15 protein-coding genes are annotated in these 16,855 nt (G+C 72.3%); 6 read left to right on the forward strand and 9 right to left on the reverse strand.

Annotated features, from left to right (window positions below; all coding sequences use genetic code 11):
• Positions 1–71: 71 nt before the first annotated feature.
• The 4 genes from RBJ77_RS55290 to pgsA all read right to left on the reverse strand — a co-directional run bounded on the left by RBJ77_RS55290 (position 72) and on the right by pgsA (position 3,418).
• Positions 72–617, reverse strand: a complete 546-nt coding sequence (locus RBJ77_RS55290; RefSeq protein ID WP_372351932.1) for a hypothetical protein — start codon at positions 615–617, stop codon at positions 72–74.
• A gap of 73 nt (positions 618–690) precedes the next feature.
• A complete protein-coding gene (locus RBJ77_RS55295) occupies positions 691–1,851 on the reverse strand; it encodes a glycosyltransferase family 4 protein (RefSeq protein WP_372351933.1) in 1,161 nt (386 codons plus the stop codon).
• On the reverse strand, positions 1,848–2,762 hold the full coding sequence (locus RBJ77_RS55300) for a phosphatidylinositol mannoside acyltransferase (protein ID WP_372351934.1): 915 nt from the start codon (positions 2,760–2,762) through the stop codon (positions 1,848–1,850). Before RBJ77_RS55300 ends, RBJ77_RS55295 begins: the two co-directional genes overlap by 4 nt.
• Complete coding sequence (gene pgsA, locus RBJ77_RS55305) at positions 2,759–3,418, reverse strand: phosphatidylinositol phosphate synthase (RefSeq protein ID WP_255973924.1); 660 nt, start codon at positions 3,416–3,418, stop codon at positions 2,759–2,761. Before pgsA ends, RBJ77_RS55300 begins: the two co-directional genes overlap by 4 nt.
• A 247-nt stretch (positions 3,419–3,665) precedes the next feature.
• Here pgsA and RBJ77_RS55310 point away from each other — a divergent pair, with 247 nt between their 5' ends.
• Together RBJ77_RS55310 and RBJ77_RS55315 are read left to right on the forward strand one after the other, a co-directional pair.
• The gene (locus RBJ77_RS55310) at positions 3,666–5,882 is read left to right on the forward strand and encodes an elongation factor G-like protein EF-G2 (protein ID WP_372351935.1); all 2,217 of its coding nucleotides are present in this window, start codon (positions 3,666–3,668) and stop codon (positions 5,880–5,882) included.
• Positions 5,883–6,051: 169 nt separating this feature from the next.
• Positions 6,052–7,815, forward strand: a complete 1,764-nt coding sequence (locus RBJ77_RS55315; RefSeq protein ID WP_372351936.1) for a hypothetical protein — start codon at positions 6,052–6,054, stop codon at positions 7,813–7,815.
• Here the strand turns inward: RBJ77_RS55315 and RBJ77_RS55320 are convergent.
• Positions 7,760–8,443, reverse strand: coding sequence for a YitT family protein (locus RBJ77_RS55320; RefSeq protein ID WP_372351937.1), 684 nt, complete (start codon positions 8,441–8,443; stop codon positions 7,760–7,762). The genes RBJ77_RS55315 and RBJ77_RS55320 overlap by 56 nt on opposite strands.
• A 134-nt stretch (positions 8,444–8,577) precedes the next feature.
• On the opposite strand from RBJ77_RS55320, the gene RBJ77_RS55325 reads away from it, so the two are divergent.
• On the forward strand, positions 8,578–10,050 hold the full coding sequence (locus RBJ77_RS55325; RefSeq protein WP_372351938.1) for a PLP-dependent aminotransferase family protein: 1,473 nt from the start codon (positions 8,578–8,580) through the stop codon (positions 10,048–10,050).
• Between the two features lie 6 nt (positions 10,051–10,056).
• Here the strand turns inward: RBJ77_RS55325 and RBJ77_RS55330 are convergent, their stop codons facing one another.
• Positions 10,057–10,620 (reverse strand): HIT domain-containing protein, encoded by a 564-nt coding sequence (locus RBJ77_RS55330; protein ID WP_372351939.1) that lies wholly within the window; start codon positions 10,618–10,620, stop codon positions 10,057–10,059.
• Positions 10,621–10,687: 67 nt separating this feature from the next.
• Between RBJ77_RS55330 and RBJ77_RS55335 the strand changes: the two genes are divergently transcribed.
• Complete coding sequence (locus RBJ77_RS55335) at positions 10,688–11,380, forward strand: potassium channel family protein (RefSeq protein WP_372351940.1); 693 nt, start codon at positions 10,688–10,690, stop codon at positions 11,378–11,380.
• Between the two features lie 3 nt (positions 11,381–11,383).
• Here RBJ77_RS55335 and thrS read toward each other — a convergent pair whose 3' ends face one another.
• On the reverse strand, positions 11,384–13,363 hold the full coding sequence (gene thrS / locus RBJ77_RS55340) for a threonine--tRNA ligase (RefSeq protein WP_255973937.1): 1,980 nt from the start codon (positions 13,361–13,363) through the stop codon (positions 11,384–11,386).
• 133 nt (positions 13,364–13,496) lie between these two features.
• Between thrS and RBJ77_RS55345 the strand changes: the two genes are divergently transcribed.
• Positions 13,497–14,066 (forward strand): DinB family protein, encoded by a 570-nt coding sequence (locus RBJ77_RS55345; protein WP_372351941.1) that lies wholly within the window; start codon positions 13,497–13,499, stop codon positions 14,064–14,066.
• Here RBJ77_RS55345 and RBJ77_RS55350 read toward each other — a convergent pair.
• Complete coding sequence (locus tag RBJ77_RS55350) at positions 14,063–15,289, reverse strand: hypothetical protein (protein ID WP_372351942.1); 1,227 nt, start codon at positions 15,287–15,289, stop codon at positions 14,063–14,065. The two genes, RBJ77_RS55345 and RBJ77_RS55350, sit on opposite strands and share 4 nt — an antisense overlap.
• Before the next feature lie 44 nt (positions 15,290–15,333).
• Complete coding sequence (locus tag RBJ77_RS55355; RefSeq protein WP_255973943.1) at positions 15,334–15,900, reverse strand: DUF4365 domain-containing protein; 567 nt, start codon at positions 15,898–15,900, stop codon at positions 15,334–15,336.
• Positions 15,901–16,126: 226 nt separating this feature from the next.
• On the opposite strand from RBJ77_RS55355, the gene RBJ77_RS55360 reads away from it, so the two are divergent.
• Positions 16,127–16,852, forward strand: coding sequence for a 3'-5' exonuclease (locus tag RBJ77_RS55360; RefSeq protein ID WP_372351943.1), 726 nt, complete (start codon positions 16,127–16,129; stop codon positions 16,850–16,852).
• Positions 16,853–16,855: the final 3 nt, after the last annotated feature.

Consider the following 16,855-nt stretch of genomic DNA (forward strand, 5'->3'; position numbering starts at 1 on the left):
GGCCACTACAAGGGCCAATGGACAGCCGGTGGCTCCTTTTGGCCCGCGCGCTACGCGGTTCGGTCCGTGCGCTACGCGGTGGCCCGGTCGGCCAGCGCCGTCGGCGGCTCGTCGTCCATCTCGAAGGCCAGCGGGAACGGCGCGTGACCGGCGAGCCGGAACCAGCGGACCTTGCGGTGCCGGCGCAGGGCGCGGGCCGCGCGGACGGCGTCGTTGTGGAAGCGGCGGGCCATGGGGACGCGGCGGACGGCCTGGGCGAGTTCCTCCGCGGCCTCCTCGCCGCCGGGGGCCTCCCGGACGGCCTCCACCTGGTCGGGCTCGCTGAAGATCGCCCTGAGCGCCTGGCTGAGCTCGCTCTCGGCGACCTCGCGCTGCTCCTCCTCGGCCTGGCGCGCGGCGTGCGCGGCCTCGTACAGGACGATCGACGCGGCCGGGTCGAGGACGCCCGACGTGGCCAGTTCCTGCGCCACGGAGGCGCGCCGCAGGAGCTGGGCGTCGAGGGCGGCGCGGGCCGCGTCGATACGGGCGTGCAGGCGGTCGAGACGGCCCGCGGTCCAGCTCAGGTAGAGGCCGATCGCGAAGAGGGCTACGGCGATCCAGATCAGGGTGACGGTCACGGGCCGCAACGTTACCGTCGGGCGGGCCGGTCACTTTCCGGCGCCGCCCACCGGCCGCGCCCGCCCCGCCGGATCAGTCCCTGGCCAGCCCGAACCGGGCCCTGAGCCCCGTCCGCTCGTCCGCCGCGACCGCGGCCGCGCCCTGCGTCACCGTCTCGTAGACGGAGAGGATGTCCGCGCCCACCGTCGACCAGTCGAAGCGGCGGACGTGCTTGCTGCCGCGCTCGCGCAGTTCCGCGCGGCGCTCGGGGTCGCCGAGCAGCCGCAGCGCGGCGACGGCCAGGGTGTCCGCGTCCTCGTTCGTGAAGAGTTCGCCCGCCGCGCCCTGGTCCAGGACCTGGGCGAACGCGTCGAGGTCGGAGGCGAGCACCGGGGCGCCCGCCGACATCGCCTCGACCAGGATGATGCCGAAGCTCTCGCCGCCCGTGTTCGGCGCGACGTACACGTCGACGCTGGCCAGCAGGCGCGCCTTGTCCTCGTCGCTGACCATGCCGAGGAACTCGACGCGCTCGCGCATCTCCTTCGGCAGCGACTCGACGGCCTCCTCCTCGTCGCCGCGGCCCGCGACCAGGAGCCGGGTCTGCGGCCGCTCGGCGAGGATCTTCGGCAGCGCCTTCATGAGGACCGGCAGGCCCTTGCGGGGCTCGTCGATGCGCCCGATGAAGCCGAGGGTGTCGCCCTGCCACTCGGGCTTGGGCTCGGCGCGGGCGAAGAAGTCCACGTCGACGCCGTTCGGGATGACGACCGCGTCGCCGCCGAGGTGCTCGACCAGCGTGCGGCGGGCGTACTCGCTCACCGCGATGCGCGCGCTGATCTTCTCCAGGGCGGGCTGCAGGATCGGGTACGCGGCGATCATGGCCCGGGAGCGCGGGTTCGACGTGTGGAACGTGGCGACGATCGGGCCCTGCGCCGCCCAGCACGCCAGCAGACCGAGCGACGGCGAGGCCGGCTCGTGGATGTGGATCACGTCGAAGGTGCCGTCGTGCAGCCAGCGGCGCACCCGGGCGGCGCTCAGGAACCCGAAGTTGAGCCGTGCCACCGAGCCGTTGTAGGGAACGGGAACGGCCCGGCCCGCCGACACGACGTACGGCGGCAGGGGGGTCTCGTCGTCCGCAGGGGCGAGGACGGAGACCTCGTGCCCCAGGGCGACGAGGTGCTCCGCCAGATCGCGGATGTGGAACTGGACGCCGCCCGGCACGTCCCAGGAGTACGGGCAGACGATTCCGATCCTCACGCCGGCCGCTCCTCAAAGTTCTCCAGGTCGGAGAGCCACAAGCGCTGCAGCATGTGCCAGTCCTCCGGATGGTCGGCGATTCCCGTGGCGAAGGCATCGGCCAGCGCCTGCGTCATCACAGACGTCTTTTCGGCCCGGGTACCTGTCTCCGGTACGTCGACGGGCGGGTGCACGCGGCCCCGCATGATCGAGGACGAGTCGTACCAGAGGGTGACCGGCAGCAGCAGCGCGCCGGTCTGCTGGGCGAGCATCGAGGGTCCCGCGGGCATCCGGGTCGTCTCGCCGAAGAACTTCACCTCGACGCCCGACGAGGACAGGTCCCGGTCCGCCACCAGGCACACCAGGCCCCCGGCCCGCAGCCGTCTGGCCAGCGTCCCGAAGGCGGAGCCGCCCGTGTGCGGCAGCACCTCCATGCCGAGGCCCTCGCGGTAGGCGACGAAGCGGTCGTACAGGGTCTCGGGCTTGAGCCGCTCCGCGACGGTCGTGAACGGGGTCTCCAGTTTGGTGGTGACCCAGGCGCCCGCGAGGTCGTAGTTGCCCATGTGCGGCAGGGCGAGGACGACGCCCCTGCCGGAGTCCAGGGCGTCGGTCAGGTGGTGCAGGTCCTTGGGCGTGAAGCCCTCCCTGATGCGCTCCTTGCTCCAGGCGGGGAGCCGGAAGGACTCCATCCAGTAGCGCAGGTACGAGCGCATGCCCGCCCGGGACAGCTCCTTGAGGCGCTCGGGCGTGGCGTCGGGCACCACGCGCGCGAGGTTCGACTCCAGGCGCAGGACGCCCTTGCCGCGCTTCTTCCAGGCGGCGTCCGCGATGGCGCGTCCCAGGCGGGTCGCGACCGGTTCGGGGAGCTTCTTGACGGTGGCCCAGCCGAGCCCGTAGAGCGCGTCCGTCACCCGGTCCTGCGCTCCGCTCACGAGGCGGCCTCCTCCCGGGCCACGGCGGCCTCCGCCTCCGCGGACTCCCGGCGCACCGTCACCACGCGCTGGATCAGCGTGACGAGGCTGCCGACGGCGACGATCCACAGCGCGACCGGCAGCAGGTACTGGATGCCGGGCACGCCGAACTTGTGCAGACCGGCGAAGCCGGCGGCGACGAGCGTGATCACCAGCCGTTCGGCGCGCTCCACCAGGCCGTTCACCGCGACGGGCAGGCCGATCGATTCTCCACGTGCCTTCGTGTACGACACGACCTGGCCGCTGGCGAGGCAGAAGATCGACACGGCGCACAGCACGTTGTCGTCGCCGCCGCCCGCGTACCAGAGCGCCAGGCCGCCGAAGATCGCGCTGTCGGCGACCCGGTCGAGCGTGGAGTCCAGGAACGCGCCCCAGCGGCTGGAGCGGCCGAGCTGGCGCGCCATGTTGCCGTCCACGAGGTCCGAGAAGACGAACAGCGTGATGACGACGGTGCCCCAGAAGAACTCTCCGCGCGGGAAGAAGACCAGCGCTCCCGCCACGACTCCGGCGGTGCCGAGGAGCGTGACCGTGTCGGGGCTGACCCCGCGACGGATGAGAAACGCGGCGAACGGTGTGAGGACACGCGTGAAGAATGCACGCGCGTACTTGTTCAGCATGGCCTTCCCGAGGGTCGGTGCCTGGCGGCCCCTCTGGCCACCGGCTGGCCCATCGTAGCCACGCGCGCACGGGATCGGCCGCCGGGCCACCACGCGCGCGTGCGATCGCGTACGACGTATGGACGCACAGTGACCCGAGTGGAAAGCTCGAAGGCACCGCGGGCGTCGCCGAAGCCGCCTCCGCACGCGGGTTCGCGTGTCCGCGCCTCAAGGACCACCTCACCGTGGAACAACCGGGAGGCAAGGCATGGGCGACAAGGCCAACGGACACCCCGGGGCCGCCGGCAGGGCAGCAGCGGCCGACCATCCCGCGTCCGTACGGAATGTGGTGCTGGTCGGCCACAGCGGATCGGGCAAGACGACTCTGGTGGAGGCCCTCGCACTGACCGCGGGGGCGGTGAACAGGGCGGGTCGGGTCGAGGACGGCACGAGCGTCTCCGACTACGACGAGATCGAGCATCGCCAGCAACGCTCGGTCCAGCTCTCGCTCGTCCCCGTGGAATGGGGCGGGTTCAAGATCAATCTTCTGGACACCCCCGGCTACGCGGATTTCGTCGGGGAGTTGAGGGCCGGTCTGCGTGCCGCGGACGCGGCCCTCTTCGTCGTCTCGGCGGCGGACGGACCGGAGACCCTGACCGGCGCGACCCGCATGGTCTGGGAGGAGTGCGCGGCGGTCGGCATGCCGCGCGCCATCGTGATCACGCACCTGGAGGCGGCGCGGGCCGACTTCGAGGAGATGACGCGCAGCTGCGCGGAGGTCTTCGGCGGCGACGACCCCGACGCCGTGCTCCCGCTGTACCTGCCGCTGCACGGCGCGCAGGCGCCCGACGGGCACGCGCCCGTGACCGGGCTGATCGGGCTGCTCTCGCAGCGCCTGTTCGACTACGCGTCGGGCGAACGCAAGGAGTCCGAGCCGGGCACCGAGCAGCGGCCCCTGATCGAGGAGGCACGGAACCGGCTGATCGAGGGGATCATCGCCGAGAGCGAGGACGAGACCCTCATGGACCGCTATCTGGGCGGCGAGGACATCGACTTCAAGACGCTCGTCGACGACCTGGAGCGGGCCGTCGCGCGCGGCGTCTTCCATCCGGTGCTCGCCGCGGCCCCCGCCGCGGAGGGCGCCCGCCAGGGCATCGGCACCGTGGAGCTCCTGGAGCTTGTCACGGGCGGCTTCCCGACCCCGCTGGAGCGGGAGGCGCCGACGGTGCGCACGCCCGACGGGCGGGAGCGGGCGGTCGGCGCCTGCGATCCCGCCGGGCCGCTGGTGGCGGAGGTCGTGAAGACGGCGTCCGACCCGTACGTGGGCCGGGTCTCCCTGGTCCGGGTCTTCTCCGGCACCCTGCGCCCGGACGAGACGGTGCACGTGTCCGGGCACGGGCTCGCGGACCACGTGCACGAGGACCGCGCCCTGCACGAGTCGGACGAGCGGATCGGCGCGCTGTCGGCGCCGTTCGGCAAGCAGCAGCGCACCCTCACGCACTGCATCGCCGGTGATCTGGCGTGCGTGGCGAAGCTGAACCGGGCGGAGACCGGCGACACGCTCTCGGCCAAGGAGGATCCGCTCCTCATGGCGCCGTGGGACATGCCGGACCCGCTGCTGCCGCTGGCCATCCAGGCGCACAGCAAGGCCGACGAGGACAAGCTGTCGCAGGGCCTGTCCCGCCTGGTCGCGGAGGACCCGACCATGCGGCTCGAACAGAACCAGGACACGCACCAGCTGGTCCTGTGGTGTCTGGGCGAGGCCCACGCGGACGTGGCGCTCGAACGGCTGCGCAGCCGTTACGGGGTGCAGGTCGACGTCGTCACGCACAAGGTCTCCCTCCGGGAGACGTTCGCGAACAGGTCGGCGGGGCGCGGCCGCCACGTGAAGCAGTCCGGCGGACACGGGCAGTACGCGATCTGCGAGATCGAGGTGGAGCCGCTGCCCGGCGGCTCGGGCATCGAGTTCGTGGACAAGGTCGTCGGCGGCGCGGTGCCCCGGCAGTTCATCCCGTCCGTGGAGAAGGGCGTGCGGGCGCAGGCGGCGAAGGGGGTCGCGGCGGGCTATCCGCTCATCGACGTGCGGGTGACGCTGCTCGACGGCAAGGCGCACTCGGTGGACTCCTCGGACGCCGCGTTCCAGACGGCGGGCGCGCTGGCGCTGCGGGAGGCCGCGGCCGACGCGCGGATCCACCTCCTGGAGCCGGTCGCCGAGGTGCAGATCCTCGTCGGCGACGACTACGTGGGCGCCGTGATGAGCGATCTGTCGGGGCGGCGCGGCCGGGTCGTCGGCACCGAGCAGGCGCCGGGCGGGCGGACGCTGGTGCGGGCCGAGGTGCCGGAGATCGAGATCGGCCGGTACGCGGTGGACCTGCGCTCGCTCTCGCACGGCACGGCCCGGTTCGGCCGCAGGTACGCGCGGCACGAGCCGATGCCGGCCCAGCTCAGCGAGCGGATCCGCGAACAGGCCCAGGATTCGGCCTAGTTGACGCGTTCCCGGGGTTCCGGGGCCACCGACATCCGGCTTGCCCGGACGGATGTCGGTGGCGGCCGTTACGCTGGTCGACGATCAATGCGATCAGGACGTGTCGCTGATCAACAGGTGTGCGGGGCAGGGAAGTCGGGAAGAGCCGCAGCAGCGACTTCGCGCGGCGATGGGGGCGGCAGTGGCGGACGACGGATTCGATTTCAGGCCCGGGGCCCAGGTTCCGCTCCAGGGTTCCGCGGGGCAGACCGCGGCGACGTTCGCCATCGCCTCGGCCGCGTACCGGGACGACCCCGCGATCAAGATCCAGGACGCCAACAACGAATGGCACAAGTCCGAGGTCAAGGAGCCGAAGTGGGCGCTCCTCGCGCCGAATCTGGGTGAGGCGTTCTCCCAGGCGGTGCAGCACCGCATGCTGGACGCCGGGCGCAAGCCGCTGATCCAGTCCTTCGGCACCGAGCCGCAGGTCGTGGTGGAGCACTGCCTGGCGGCCACCCGGATCCGCCGGCAGCGCGACAGCCTGCTCTCGGTCATCACCCTGGTGTTCGGCGTGCTCTTCCTGCCCGGGTTCATCTTCTGGGTGGCCGCGTTCGAGGTCCGCCGCAGGAACAACAACAGGGTGGCCCTCGCGGAGAAGGTGGCGGCCGAGGCGCTCGCGAAGAACAAGCCGGCCGCGGAGCAGAGCGCGGCACGGAAGGTGGAGCGCGAAGCCCGCAGGACGGCCGCGCTGGCGACGGCGATCACCTGCGTCGTCGCGGTGGTCATCGCCGTCGGCCTGATCAAGATGCCGCTCGCCGGCGGCTGGGCCTGGTACCTGCGGGCCGCCTTCGTGGCTCCGCTGATCGGCGGTTTCTGGGCGCGGCAGATCTGCCTGCGCACGGCCGCCGACCTGCGGGACCGCTGGTCGGCCCTGCTGTCGGGCGGCGGGGTCGGCGCGAAGATCCCCGAGGCGGTCCCCGGCAGCCCCGGCGAGACCGCGGCCGAGCAGCTGCGGCAGAACCTGGCCAGGCTGAGCTCCGAGCAGCAGTCGAACTCGGTGTTCTACGCGGGCCCCAAGGGCATCCTCGGCCTGGGCACGCGGTGGGGCAGCTGGCAGCTCGCCGAGGACCTCGTGTCGGCCGAGGAGGGCAAGGACATCCACCCGTTCCGCAGCTGGACCGTGATACGGGCGATCCAGGACCAGTTGCGGATGCTGGAGCGCGGCCCCCTGCACACCGGCGGGTTCCCCAAGCCGATGGTGGACCACTGGATAGTGACGCCGATCGGGGAGAACGCCAAGGCGGTCGCGCGGCCGACGGGCGAGGACGTCGACGCGTACCGGATCAGGCCGCACGAGGTGGAGCGGATCTGCAACGAGCAGCAGTTCGGCAGCGGCGACCGCCACTATCTGGGCGTCCAGTTCACCCTCTGGGACGGCCAGTTGGTGATCACCATGCTGATCACGGTGACCGTGCTGCACGAGACCCTGCGCATCGAGGTGACGGGGCATGCGCTGGGCCCGGTGAACTCGCTGTTCACCTCGAAGCCCGAGCCGCGCACGAAGGAGGTCTCCAAGCCCCTCGCGACGTGGGAGACCACCACGAAGACGCTGCCGCTGGTCAATGCGGACGAGGCGGTCCGGCTGGCGTTGCGGGCGCCCCTGACCATGTTCGGCATGGGCCGGTCGTACCTCGACGCCAAGGGCGGCAAGCTGGTGCTCCCCGAGCCCTTCGGACTGCGTCATGCCTGGGCCGACCAGCCGTGGCGGCACCGCTTCATGGCGGACGACGCCCTGCGGACGGCGACGCCGGTGCTGCGCGTGGTCCACGCGGCGGCCATCAAGGTCCTCAAGGACCACGGCGTGGACACCGAGAAGTTCGGCAACCGCTCGGGCGTGCTCAGCGGACTGGTCCAGGACCCCACGCCGAGGAAGGCGGACGTGTACGACGCGTAGGCGCGGTCTGCGGATCGGATGCGCTGCGGTAGCCGAACCACGGCAGGCAGAGCTGGGTCACCGACCCCACCGTCAGGGCGTACAGCACCGTGCCGACGCCCACTCCCCCGCCGAGCAGCCAGCCGACGGCGAGGACGGCGAGTTCGATCGCGGTGCGGACCGCGCGCAGCGAGCGGCCCGTCGCGGCGGTGAGTCCGGTCATCAGGCCGTCGCGGGGTCCCGGGCCGCAGCGGGCGCCGACGTAGACGGCGATCGAGAGGCCGTTGAGGAGGACGCCCGCGCCGAGCAGCGTGGCCCGCACCGGCCAGCTGAGCCCGGTCGGCAGCAGCCACAGTCCGAGGTCGGAGGACCAGCCCACCACGAGGATGTTGGCGAGGGTGCCGAGCGTCGGCCGCTGGCGCAGCGGGATCCACAGCAGCAGGACGGCCGCCCCGACCAGCGTCGTCAGCGTGCCGAAGCTGAGCGAGGTGTGGCGGGCGAGCCCCTCGTTCAGGACGTTCCAGGGGCTGAGGCCGAGACCGGCGCGGACCATCAGGGCGAGACTGGCCCCGTACAGGAAGAGGCCGACGAGGAGTTGGGGCAGGCGTCGGGCGGGACGCTCGCGCAGGGTGACGTACGAGAGGGACATCCGGGGTTCTCCGGGTTCTCCACGGGGACGGGCGACGCCCTGGGAGGGCGCCTCGGAAGGGCGCCTTCAGGGCCAATGCCGCCACTCTGTAGATTGACCGGCCTGGAAAGCAGAGCCAATCCCGGGAGAATGGTGTGGTCGAGGCCGCCGCGGGCCGGCACGACAGGACCCCGCGCAGCGTGGGCGGCCGGCAGCTCGCCGCGATGCTGCCCGACCCGGCGCGGGCCCGGCCCGCGTACCGGCATCTGGCGCGCGCCATCGGCGAGTTGATCCTCGACGGACGGCTCGCGCTGCACGTACGGCTGCCCGCCGAGCGGGAGCTGGCCGGCGCGCTCGGCACCAGCAGGACGACGGTGACCGCGCTCTACGACCTGCTGCGCGCGAACGGCTACGCGCACAGCCGCCAGGGCTCGGGCACCTGGACGTCCCTGCCCGAGGGCCGCCCCGCCAAGGGCGTCAGCCGGCTGCTCGGCCCGGCGGACACCGCGATCGACCTGGCCAGGGCCGCGCCCGTGCTGCCCGGGCGGACGCTCACCGACGCCCTCGTCCGGATCACCGAGGACGTGGCCGGGCACGCGCACTCCACCGGCTACCACCCGTACGGGCTCCCGGAGTTGAGGGCCGCCGTCGCCGAGCGGTGCACCGCGCGGGGCCTCGCCACGACGCCCGAGCAGATCCTGGTGACGGCCGGCGCCCAGCACGCGCTGAGCCTGGTCCTCGCGCTGCTCGCCCGCCCCGGCGACCGGATCATGGTCGAGAACCCGTCGTACCCGAACGCGCTGGAGGCGATGCGCCGCGCCCGGCTGCGCACGGTGTCCGTGCCCGTGACGGACGACGGGCCGGGCTGGGACATCGGGATCGTCGAGTCGACGCTGCGCCGTTCCGTGCCCCGGCTCGGCTATCTCATCCCGGACTTCCAGAACCCGACGGGCCGTGTGCTGCCCGCGGCGGACCGGTCCCGGCTGCTGCGCACGGCGAGCCGCTCCGGCACCTGGCTGGTCATCGACGAGACCCTCGCCGACCTCGCCCTGGACGGGCCCGCCCCGCCGCCGTTCGCCGCGCACGGCGAGTCCGGGCAGGTGATCACGGTCGGTTCGATGAGCAAGACGCACTGGGCGGGGCTGCGCGTCGGCTGGCTGCGGGCCCCGGCCCGGCTCGTCACGGAGCTCGCGGCGCAGCGGGTGGCCACCGACATGGGCGGCTCGGTGGTGGACCAGTTGCTGGCGCTGGATCTGCTGGCCGGTACCGACGCCCTCCTGCGGGACCGGCTGACCGAACTGCGCGCCGGACGCGACGCGCTCACCGCGGCGCTGCGGCAGCACCTGCCGCACTGGACCTGGCGGACGCCGCCCGGCGGCCTCTCCCTCTGGGTGGACCTGGGCGCCCCGGTCGCGACGTCACTGGCCGAGCGTGCGCTCGCCCACGGGGTCCGCATCGAGGGCGGCGGCTACTTCGGCGCGGACCCCGGCCTGTTCGAGAACCGGCTGCGCATCCCGTACACGCTGCCGCCGCGGACCCTCACCGAGGCGGTCCACCGGATGGCCCGCGCGGTCGCCGACGCATCGGGTCCGCCGGTCGGCGACCGGCGGACCCACTGGATCGCCTGAGCCCGCTCAGGCGCTCGGCCACGCCTTCGCCAGCACCGTGCGGGTGTCGCCGAGCAGCTGCGGCAGCACCTTCGTGTGGCCGGTGACCGGCATGAAGTTCGTGTCGCCGCCCCAGCGCGGGACGATGTGCTGGTGCAGATGGGCCGCGATGCCGGCGCCGGCCACCGCTCCCTGGTTCATCCCGATGTTGAAGCCGTGGGCGCCCGACGCGGAGCGCAGCGCGGTCATCGCGCGCTTGGTGAAGTCCGCGACCTCGACGGTCTCGGCCTCGTCGAGGTCGGTGTAGTCGGCGACGTGCCGGTAGGGCAGCACCATCATGTGCCCGCCGTTGTACGGGTACAGGTTCAGGATCGCGAAGACGTGCTCGCCGCGCGCCACGATCAGCGCGTCCTCGTCGGACTTGGCCGGAGCGGCACAGAAGGGACAGCCGTCGTCGGCTCCGGGGCCGGTCGGTTTGCCCTCGCCCTGGATGTAGGCGATGCGGTGCGGGGTCCACAGACGCCCGAATCCGTCCGGCTCTCCCACGGGACCGATCTGCTGCTCCGGCTGACTCGTCATGAAGTGCAGCATATGGCGTCACCTCGGCGGGGCGTGTCGGCGGGTGCCGCCCCGGTCCCCGGCGCGCGATGCTGTCCGGATGACCGACAGTCCCCTCGCCCGCTGGGAGCGGCACAACGGCGTCGTCCTCGCGGCGGCCTCCCTGCTCTACCTCTCCTCGTACGCGATCAGGGTCCTCGGGCACGGGCTGCCGGGGCCGGTCCGCGACGTGTGTCTGGCGGTGACGCTCGTGACGTGGCTGGTGTTCCTCGTGGACTACGTGGTGCGCCTGCGGCTGAGCGGGCAGCGCCTGCACCGTTTCCTGCGCACCCACTGGCTGGACACGGTGGTCCTGCTGCTGCCGCTGCTGCGTCCGGTGCGGATCGTGCAGGCCTACGAGACGGTGCAGCGCCACCACGACCGGCCGCGGCTCGCGCTGCACGCGCGGGTGATCACGTATGCGGGCGTCTCGGTGACGCTGCTCGGCTTCGCGGGGTCGCTCGCGCTGTACCAGCAGGAGCGCACCGCGCCGGGCGCGGACATCCTCACCTACGGCGACGCGGTGTGGTTCACCTGCACGACGCTGTCGACGGTGGGCTACGGCGACCTGGCGCCGGTGACCCCGCTCGGCCGGCTCGTGGCGGTGGGCGTGATGGCCTGCGGCCTGGCGCTGCTCGGCGCGGTCACCGGAACGTTCTCGTCGTGGCTGCTGCAGGTGTTCGCGCGGGAGGACGACCAGGACGCGCCGAGGCCCCCGGGGAGTTCCCCGGGGGCCTCGGACGGCAGGGACTGAGCGTCAGACCTGCGCGCGCTCCTCGACGACCTTCACGATCTTCGCGATGGCCTCGTCGACCGGGATGCCGTTCTCCTGCGAGCCGTCGCGGTAGCGGAAGGACACCGAACCGGCGTTCATGTCCTCGTCGCCCGCGATGACCATGAAGGGCACCTTGGCCTTCTGCTGGTTGCGGATCTTCTTCTGCATGCGGTCGGAGGACGCGTCGACCTCGACCCGCAGGCCCTGGGCGCGCGCCTTCTCGGCGAACTCCTCCAGGTACGGGATGTGCCCGTCGCCGATCGGGATGCCGACGGCCTGGACGGGGGCCAGCCACGCCGGGAAGGCGCCCGCGTAGTGCTCCAGGAGCACGCCGAAGAACCGCTCGATCGAGCCGAACAGGGCGCGGTGCAGCATGACGGGCTGCTGGCGCGAGCCGTCCGCCGCCGTGTACTCCAGGCCGAACCGCTTGGGCTGGTTGAAGTCGACCTGGAGGGTCGACATCTGCCAGGAGCGGCCGATCGCGTCCTTGGCCTGCACGGAGATCTTCGGGCCGTAGTACGCGGCGCCGCCCGGGTCGGGCACGAGCGGCAGGTTCTGCTTCTCGGCGGCCTGGCGCAGCGCCTCGGTGGCCTCGGCCCAGTCCTCGTCGGTGCCGATGAACTTGTCGGAGTCGTCGCGGGTGGACAGCTCCAGCTCGAACTCGGTCAGGCCGTAGTCGCGCAGCAGGTCGAGCACGAAGGTCAGGAGCGTGTCGAGCTCCTGCGGCATCTGCTCCTTGGTGCAGTAGATGTGCGAGTCGTCCTGCGTGAAGCCGCGCGAGCGGGTCAGGCCGTGCACGACGCCCGACTTCTCGTAGCGGTACACGGTGCCGAATTCGAAGAGGCGCAGCGGGAGTTCACGGTAGGAACGGCCGCGCGACTTGAAGATCAGGTTGTGCATCGGGCAGTTCATCGCCTTGAGGCGGTAGTTCTGCTCGTCGAACTGGATGGGCGGGAACATGCCCTCCGCGTAGTGCGGCAGGTGCCCCGAGGTCTCGAAGAGGTGCTCCTTCGAGATGTGCGGGGTGTTGACGAACTCGTAGCCGGAGACCTCGTGGCGGCGCCGCGAGTAGTCCTCCATGACCTTGCGGACCACGCCGCCCTTGGGGTGGAACACGGCGAGGCCCGGGCCCAGCTCCTCCGGGAAGGAGAACAGGTCGAGCTCGGCGCCCAGCTTGCGGTGGTCGCGCTTCTCGGCCTCGACGAGGAAGTCCAGGTACGCCTTCAGTTCGTCCTTCGACGGCCAGGCGGTGCCGTAGATCCGCTGGAGCTGCGGGTTCTTCTCGCTGCCGCGCCAGTACGCGGCGGCCGAGCGCATCAGCTTGAACGCGGGGATGACGCGGGTGGTCGGCAGGTGCGGGCCCCGGCAGAGGTCCTTCCAGCACAGCTCGCCGGTCTTGGCGTCGAGGTTGTCGTAGATGGTCAGCTCGCCGCTGCCCACCTCGGCGTCGGCGCCGTCGGCGGCCTGGGCCGCATTGCCCTTGAGGCCGATGAGCTCCAGCTTGTACGGCTCGTCGGCCAGCTCGACGCGCGCGTCGTCGTCGGTGGTGACGCGGCGCGAGAAGCGCTGCCCCCGCTTCTGGATCTCCTGCATCTTCTTCTCGATGCGCTTGATGTCCTCGGGGGTGAACGGCTCCTTGACGTCGAAGTCGTAGTAGAAGCCGTCCTTGATGGGCGGGCCGATGCCGAGCTTGGCCTCCGGGAAGAGCTCCTGGACCGCCTGCGCCATGACGTGGGCGGTGGAGTGCCGCAGGATGTCGAGACCGTCCTTGGAGGAGATCTCGACGGGCTCGACGGTCTCGCCGTCGGCGACCTCGTACGCGAGGTCCTTCAGCTCTCCGGCCACGCGGGCGGCGACGATGCTGCGCTCACCGGCGAAGAGCTCGGCGGCCGTAGTGCCCGTCGTCACCACGCGTTCTTCCCGCTCGGAATCGCGTTGGATGATCACACGGACGTCAGACACCGGTCTCTCCTACCTGAAGATGGAACGCCGCGCCATTACCTGTGACGCGCGCAAGCCGATCGTACCGAGTCACAGGGACCGCTCGCGAAACGGTTACCGGGCGCCCGCCCCGCGCCCGGCCTAGCGTGGGTCCATGGCACTCGAGTGGAACACGCTGCTGGCCGACCAGCTCGACTGGCACTGGCACCACCAGCTGCGCCGGCGCCTGGCCGGTCTCACCGACGACGAGTACTTCTGGGAGCCGGTCCCGGGCTCCTGGAACGTCCGGCCGCGCGGCACCGGCACCGCCCCCGTGCAGGCGGGCGCGGGCGGGCTCACCATCGACTTCGCCCACCCGGAGCCGGTGCCCGCGCCGGTCACGACGATCGCCTGGCGTCTTGGCCACGTCCTGGTGGGCGTCCTGGGCGCCAGGAACGCGTCGCACTTCGGGGCGGAGCCGGTGGACTACATGTCCTACGCGTATCCGGGCACGGCCGCCGAGGCCCTCGACCGGCTGGACGCCGCGTACGCCCGGTGGATCGCCGGGGTGCGCGGCCTGGACGAGGACGGCCTCGCCCGCCCGTGCGGCCCCGCGGAGGGCCCGTACGCGAAGGAACCGATGGCGACGCTGGTTCTGCACATCAACCGCGAGATGCTGCACCACGGAGCGGAGATCGCCCTGCTCAGGGACCTGTACGCACACCGCTCCGACGACAGGCCCTAGACGCCCTGGTCGTCGCCCGCGCAGGCCTCCTCGAAGAAGTCCAGGTTCTCCTGGAGCGACTTCATCAGCCGGTCCCGCTCGGCCTCCTCCACCTGGACGGGCACGACGCCGGTGGCGCCGGTGAGCCGCCGGAAGCCGCCCCGGCTCTCCAGCCGCCCGTGCACCCGGATCGGCAGGCCCACGAGGTGCGCGTGGCCCGCGATCCGGTACGCCTCCTCGTCCAGCGTCAGCCGTACGTGCGGCACCTCGGCCCCCGCGATGACGTGCAGCCGCACCGTGCCCTCGCCGCGCGGTCCGGTCCTGCGCATCCGCACGACGGTGCCGGTGATCCGGACGGAGACGGCCGGCTCGGCGTGCAGATAGCGGGCGCCCGCCTCGCGCAGCACGTCCAGGTCGCCGGGTGAGAACTCGACGGGGGCGTCCCCGTCCGTGCACTCCTCGGGCACTCCGGCGGCGGGTGCCCAGGCGACGCCGACCCGGGCGCCCTCCGTGCCGCGCACCAACGCGACCAGCGCCTCGGTCAGTTCGTGGCTGACGCCCGCCTCGACCGCCCCGTCGAAGGCGTCCATGCCGCCGGTGGCCCGCCGGTAGTCGATGGCCTCGCGGACGGCGTAGAGCGCCTGGTGGAGGCGGACGGCGAGCGAGCGTCCCGCGGCGACGGGGACGAACGCGGTGAGCCTGCTGCCGCCGGGTGCCGCCTGGACGAGGACGGGTTCCAGGGCCGCGGCGGCGGGGCGCCGGTGCCGGGCCCCGTAGTACCCGGCGCGGCTGCGGGCCGCGAGGGCCGCGGCGAGCAGCATCCGCCGGGCCGCGGACCGGAGTTGCTCCTCGGCGACCCAGGTGGCGGTGCCGGCCGGGCCGGGCGGGACGTCGCGCCACCAGCGCACCTCGTCGCTCGGCACGGCCAGGGAGACGAGCACCTCCCGGGCGGACGCCATGCCGCTGCGTTCGAGGGCGACCAGCGCCTCGCCGAGCAGGTCCTCGCTGTCCGGGAAGGCCCGGGACTCCGGTACGAGCAGACTCGTCCGGGCCCCGCCGCCCGGCAGCGTCCAGCGCGCGTACCGTCCGGCGGCGCCGCCGCGGCGCTGCCAGCCGTGCCGGTCGAGCAGCGCGCTCAGCACGGCGGGATCGACCTCGGCCGGCTCGGGGCCCGCGAGCTCGACGGGATGGGCGCGGCCCGCACCGAGGGCTCGCACGGGGTCTTCGATCGGGCGGTGCTGCATCACGGAACTCCCTTCCGGGCCAGCCGAGTCGACCGGGTCACCGGTCAGGGCCGCCCACCCGTCCCGACGCGGGTCATGATCTCGCAGAGTGCGCGGTCGTCGAAGATCCGCGACGTCGGGATGCGCACGGTGGTCCGGCGCCGGCCGGTGACCGGGTGGCCGGCGAGATTGGTCCAGTAACAGCAGTGCCGCAGGTCGAGCCGGTCGTGGCTGGCGCGCAGCCAGTCGTCCTGGGAGCGCGGCACGAGCATCACGACGAGGATCTTGTGCACGGACACCGGGGTCCTGGCGAGCTTCTCCAGATGGGGGTTGTCGAGCGTGAAGGAGAAGGACGGGCCCCGTGGATTCGGCGGAATCTGGTAGGTCGCCTTCAGCTGCACCTTGATGGTGACCTCGTCGTCGACCGTGTGCCCGGGGGCGCTGTGGCTGACGTGCCAGTCGATTCCGTTGTCGGGGAAGGGCTGCGAGAGCGAGCAGCCGGCGGCCGCCGCCACGGCGTGCAGATAGCCCACCTGGAGCGTCTCCATACAGGCGGTGGTGGCGAGTGTGCCGCGCGGCGGTGCGATCCTCCCGGGCAGCAGCCCACCCTGTTCGGGCTGCGCGAGCGCCATGGTCCAACTGGCCTTTCGGAAAAGTGGATCCCCGCCGCGATCCCCGCGGAGATCAAGAGATTGGTCGAGCACGGGTCAACGGCACCCCGCTGAACTGCCATGACTCGTACCTGTGTTGTCACCGTTCGGCGTACGACGCAAACAGCCCGGGTATCACCGTTTCGGGCAGGGGACAACGGGTCGACGGGACGTCATCTGCCGTGCGTGAACGAGGAGTTGCATTGACATGACGTGCTGGTACGAAGGCCCCCTGGCCGCCTTCGACACAGAGACGACGGGCGTGGACGTGGAGTCGGACCGGATTGTTTCGGCCGCGATCGTCGTGCAGGACGCGGCGGGTTCCCGGCCCCGGGTGACGCGCTGGCTGGTGAACCCCGGGGTGCCGGTGCCGGCCGGTGCGACCGAGGTGCACGGTCTGACGGACGACCATCTGCAGCGCAACGGCCGGTGGCCGGCGCCGGTGATGGAGGAGATAGGCCGCGAGCTGGCGGAGCAGGCCGCGGCGGGCCGGCCGCTGGTGGTGATGAACGCCCCCTTCGACCTGACGCTCCTGGACCGCGAGTTGAAGCGCCATCGGGCGTCGTCACTCACGCGCTACCTGGAGAGTTACTCGCTGTGCGTCCTCGACCCGCGGGTCCTGGACAAGCACCTGGACCGCTATCGCAAGGGCCGTCGCACGCTGACGGACCTCTGCGCGCACTACGAGGTGGAGCTGGCGGAGGCGCACGACGCAGCGGCCGACGCGCAGGCGGCGCTCGACGTGGTCCGCGCGGTGGGCCGCCGTTTCGCGACCCGGCTCGACCGGCTCTCGGCGGCCGAACTGCACACGCTCCAGGCGGTCTGGCACGCGGCCCAGGCCCGTGGTCTGCAGGCCTGGTTCGCCCGCTCCGGCACCCCGGAGCACGTGGACCCGGCCTGGCCGCTGCGCCCGGAACTCCCGGCGGCCGCCTAACGA

It is taken from the genome of Streptomyces sp. KL116D (genome assembly GCF_030766975.1).
GTDB classification, from domain to species: domain Bacteria; phylum Actinomycetota; class Actinomycetes; order Streptomycetales; family Streptomycetaceae; genus Streptomyces; species Streptomyces longispororuber_A.

Excerpts from the sequence above, each read along its gene's own strand:
- pgsA (WP_255973924.1), bottom strand. The coding sequence starts at position 3,418 with ATGCTGAACAAGTACGCGCGTGCATTCTTCACGCGTGTCCTCACACCG.
- RBJ77_RS55310 (WP_372351935.1), top strand. The coding sequence starts at position 3,666 with ATGGGCGACAAGGCCAACGGACACCCCGGGGCCGCCGGCAGGGCAGCA.
- RBJ77_RS55315 (WP_372351936.1), top strand. The coding sequence starts at position 6,052 with ATGGGGGCGGCAGTGGCGGACGACGGATTCGATTTCAGGCCCGGGGCC.
- RBJ77_RS55320 (WP_372351937.1), bottom strand. The coding sequence starts at position 8,443 with ATGTCCCTCTCGTACGTCACCCTGCGCGAGCGTCCCGCCCGACGCCTG.
- RBJ77_RS55330 (WP_372351939.1), bottom strand. The coding sequence starts at position 10,620 with ATGCTGCACTTCATGACGAGTCAGCCGGAGCAGCAGATCGGTCCCGTG.
- RBJ77_RS55335 (WP_372351940.1), top strand. The coding sequence starts at position 10,688 with ATGACCGACAGTCCCCTCGCCCGCTGGGAGCGGCACAACGGCGTCGTC.
- RBJ77_RS55345 (WP_372351941.1), top strand. The coding sequence starts at position 13,497 with ATGGCACTCGAGTGGAACACGCTGCTGGCCGACCAGCTCGACTGGCAC.
- RBJ77_RS55350 (WP_372351942.1), bottom strand. The coding sequence starts at position 15,289 with ATGCAGCACCGCCCGATCGAAGACCCCGTGCGAGCCCTCGGTGCGGGC.
- RBJ77_RS55355 (WP_255973943.1), bottom strand. The coding sequence starts at position 15,900 with ATGGCGCTCGCGCAGCCCGAACAGGGTGGGCTGCTGCCCGGGAGGATC.
- RBJ77_RS55360 (WP_372351943.1), top strand. The coding sequence starts at position 16,127 with ATGACGTGCTGGTACGAAGGCCCCCTGGCCGCCTTCGACACAGAGACG.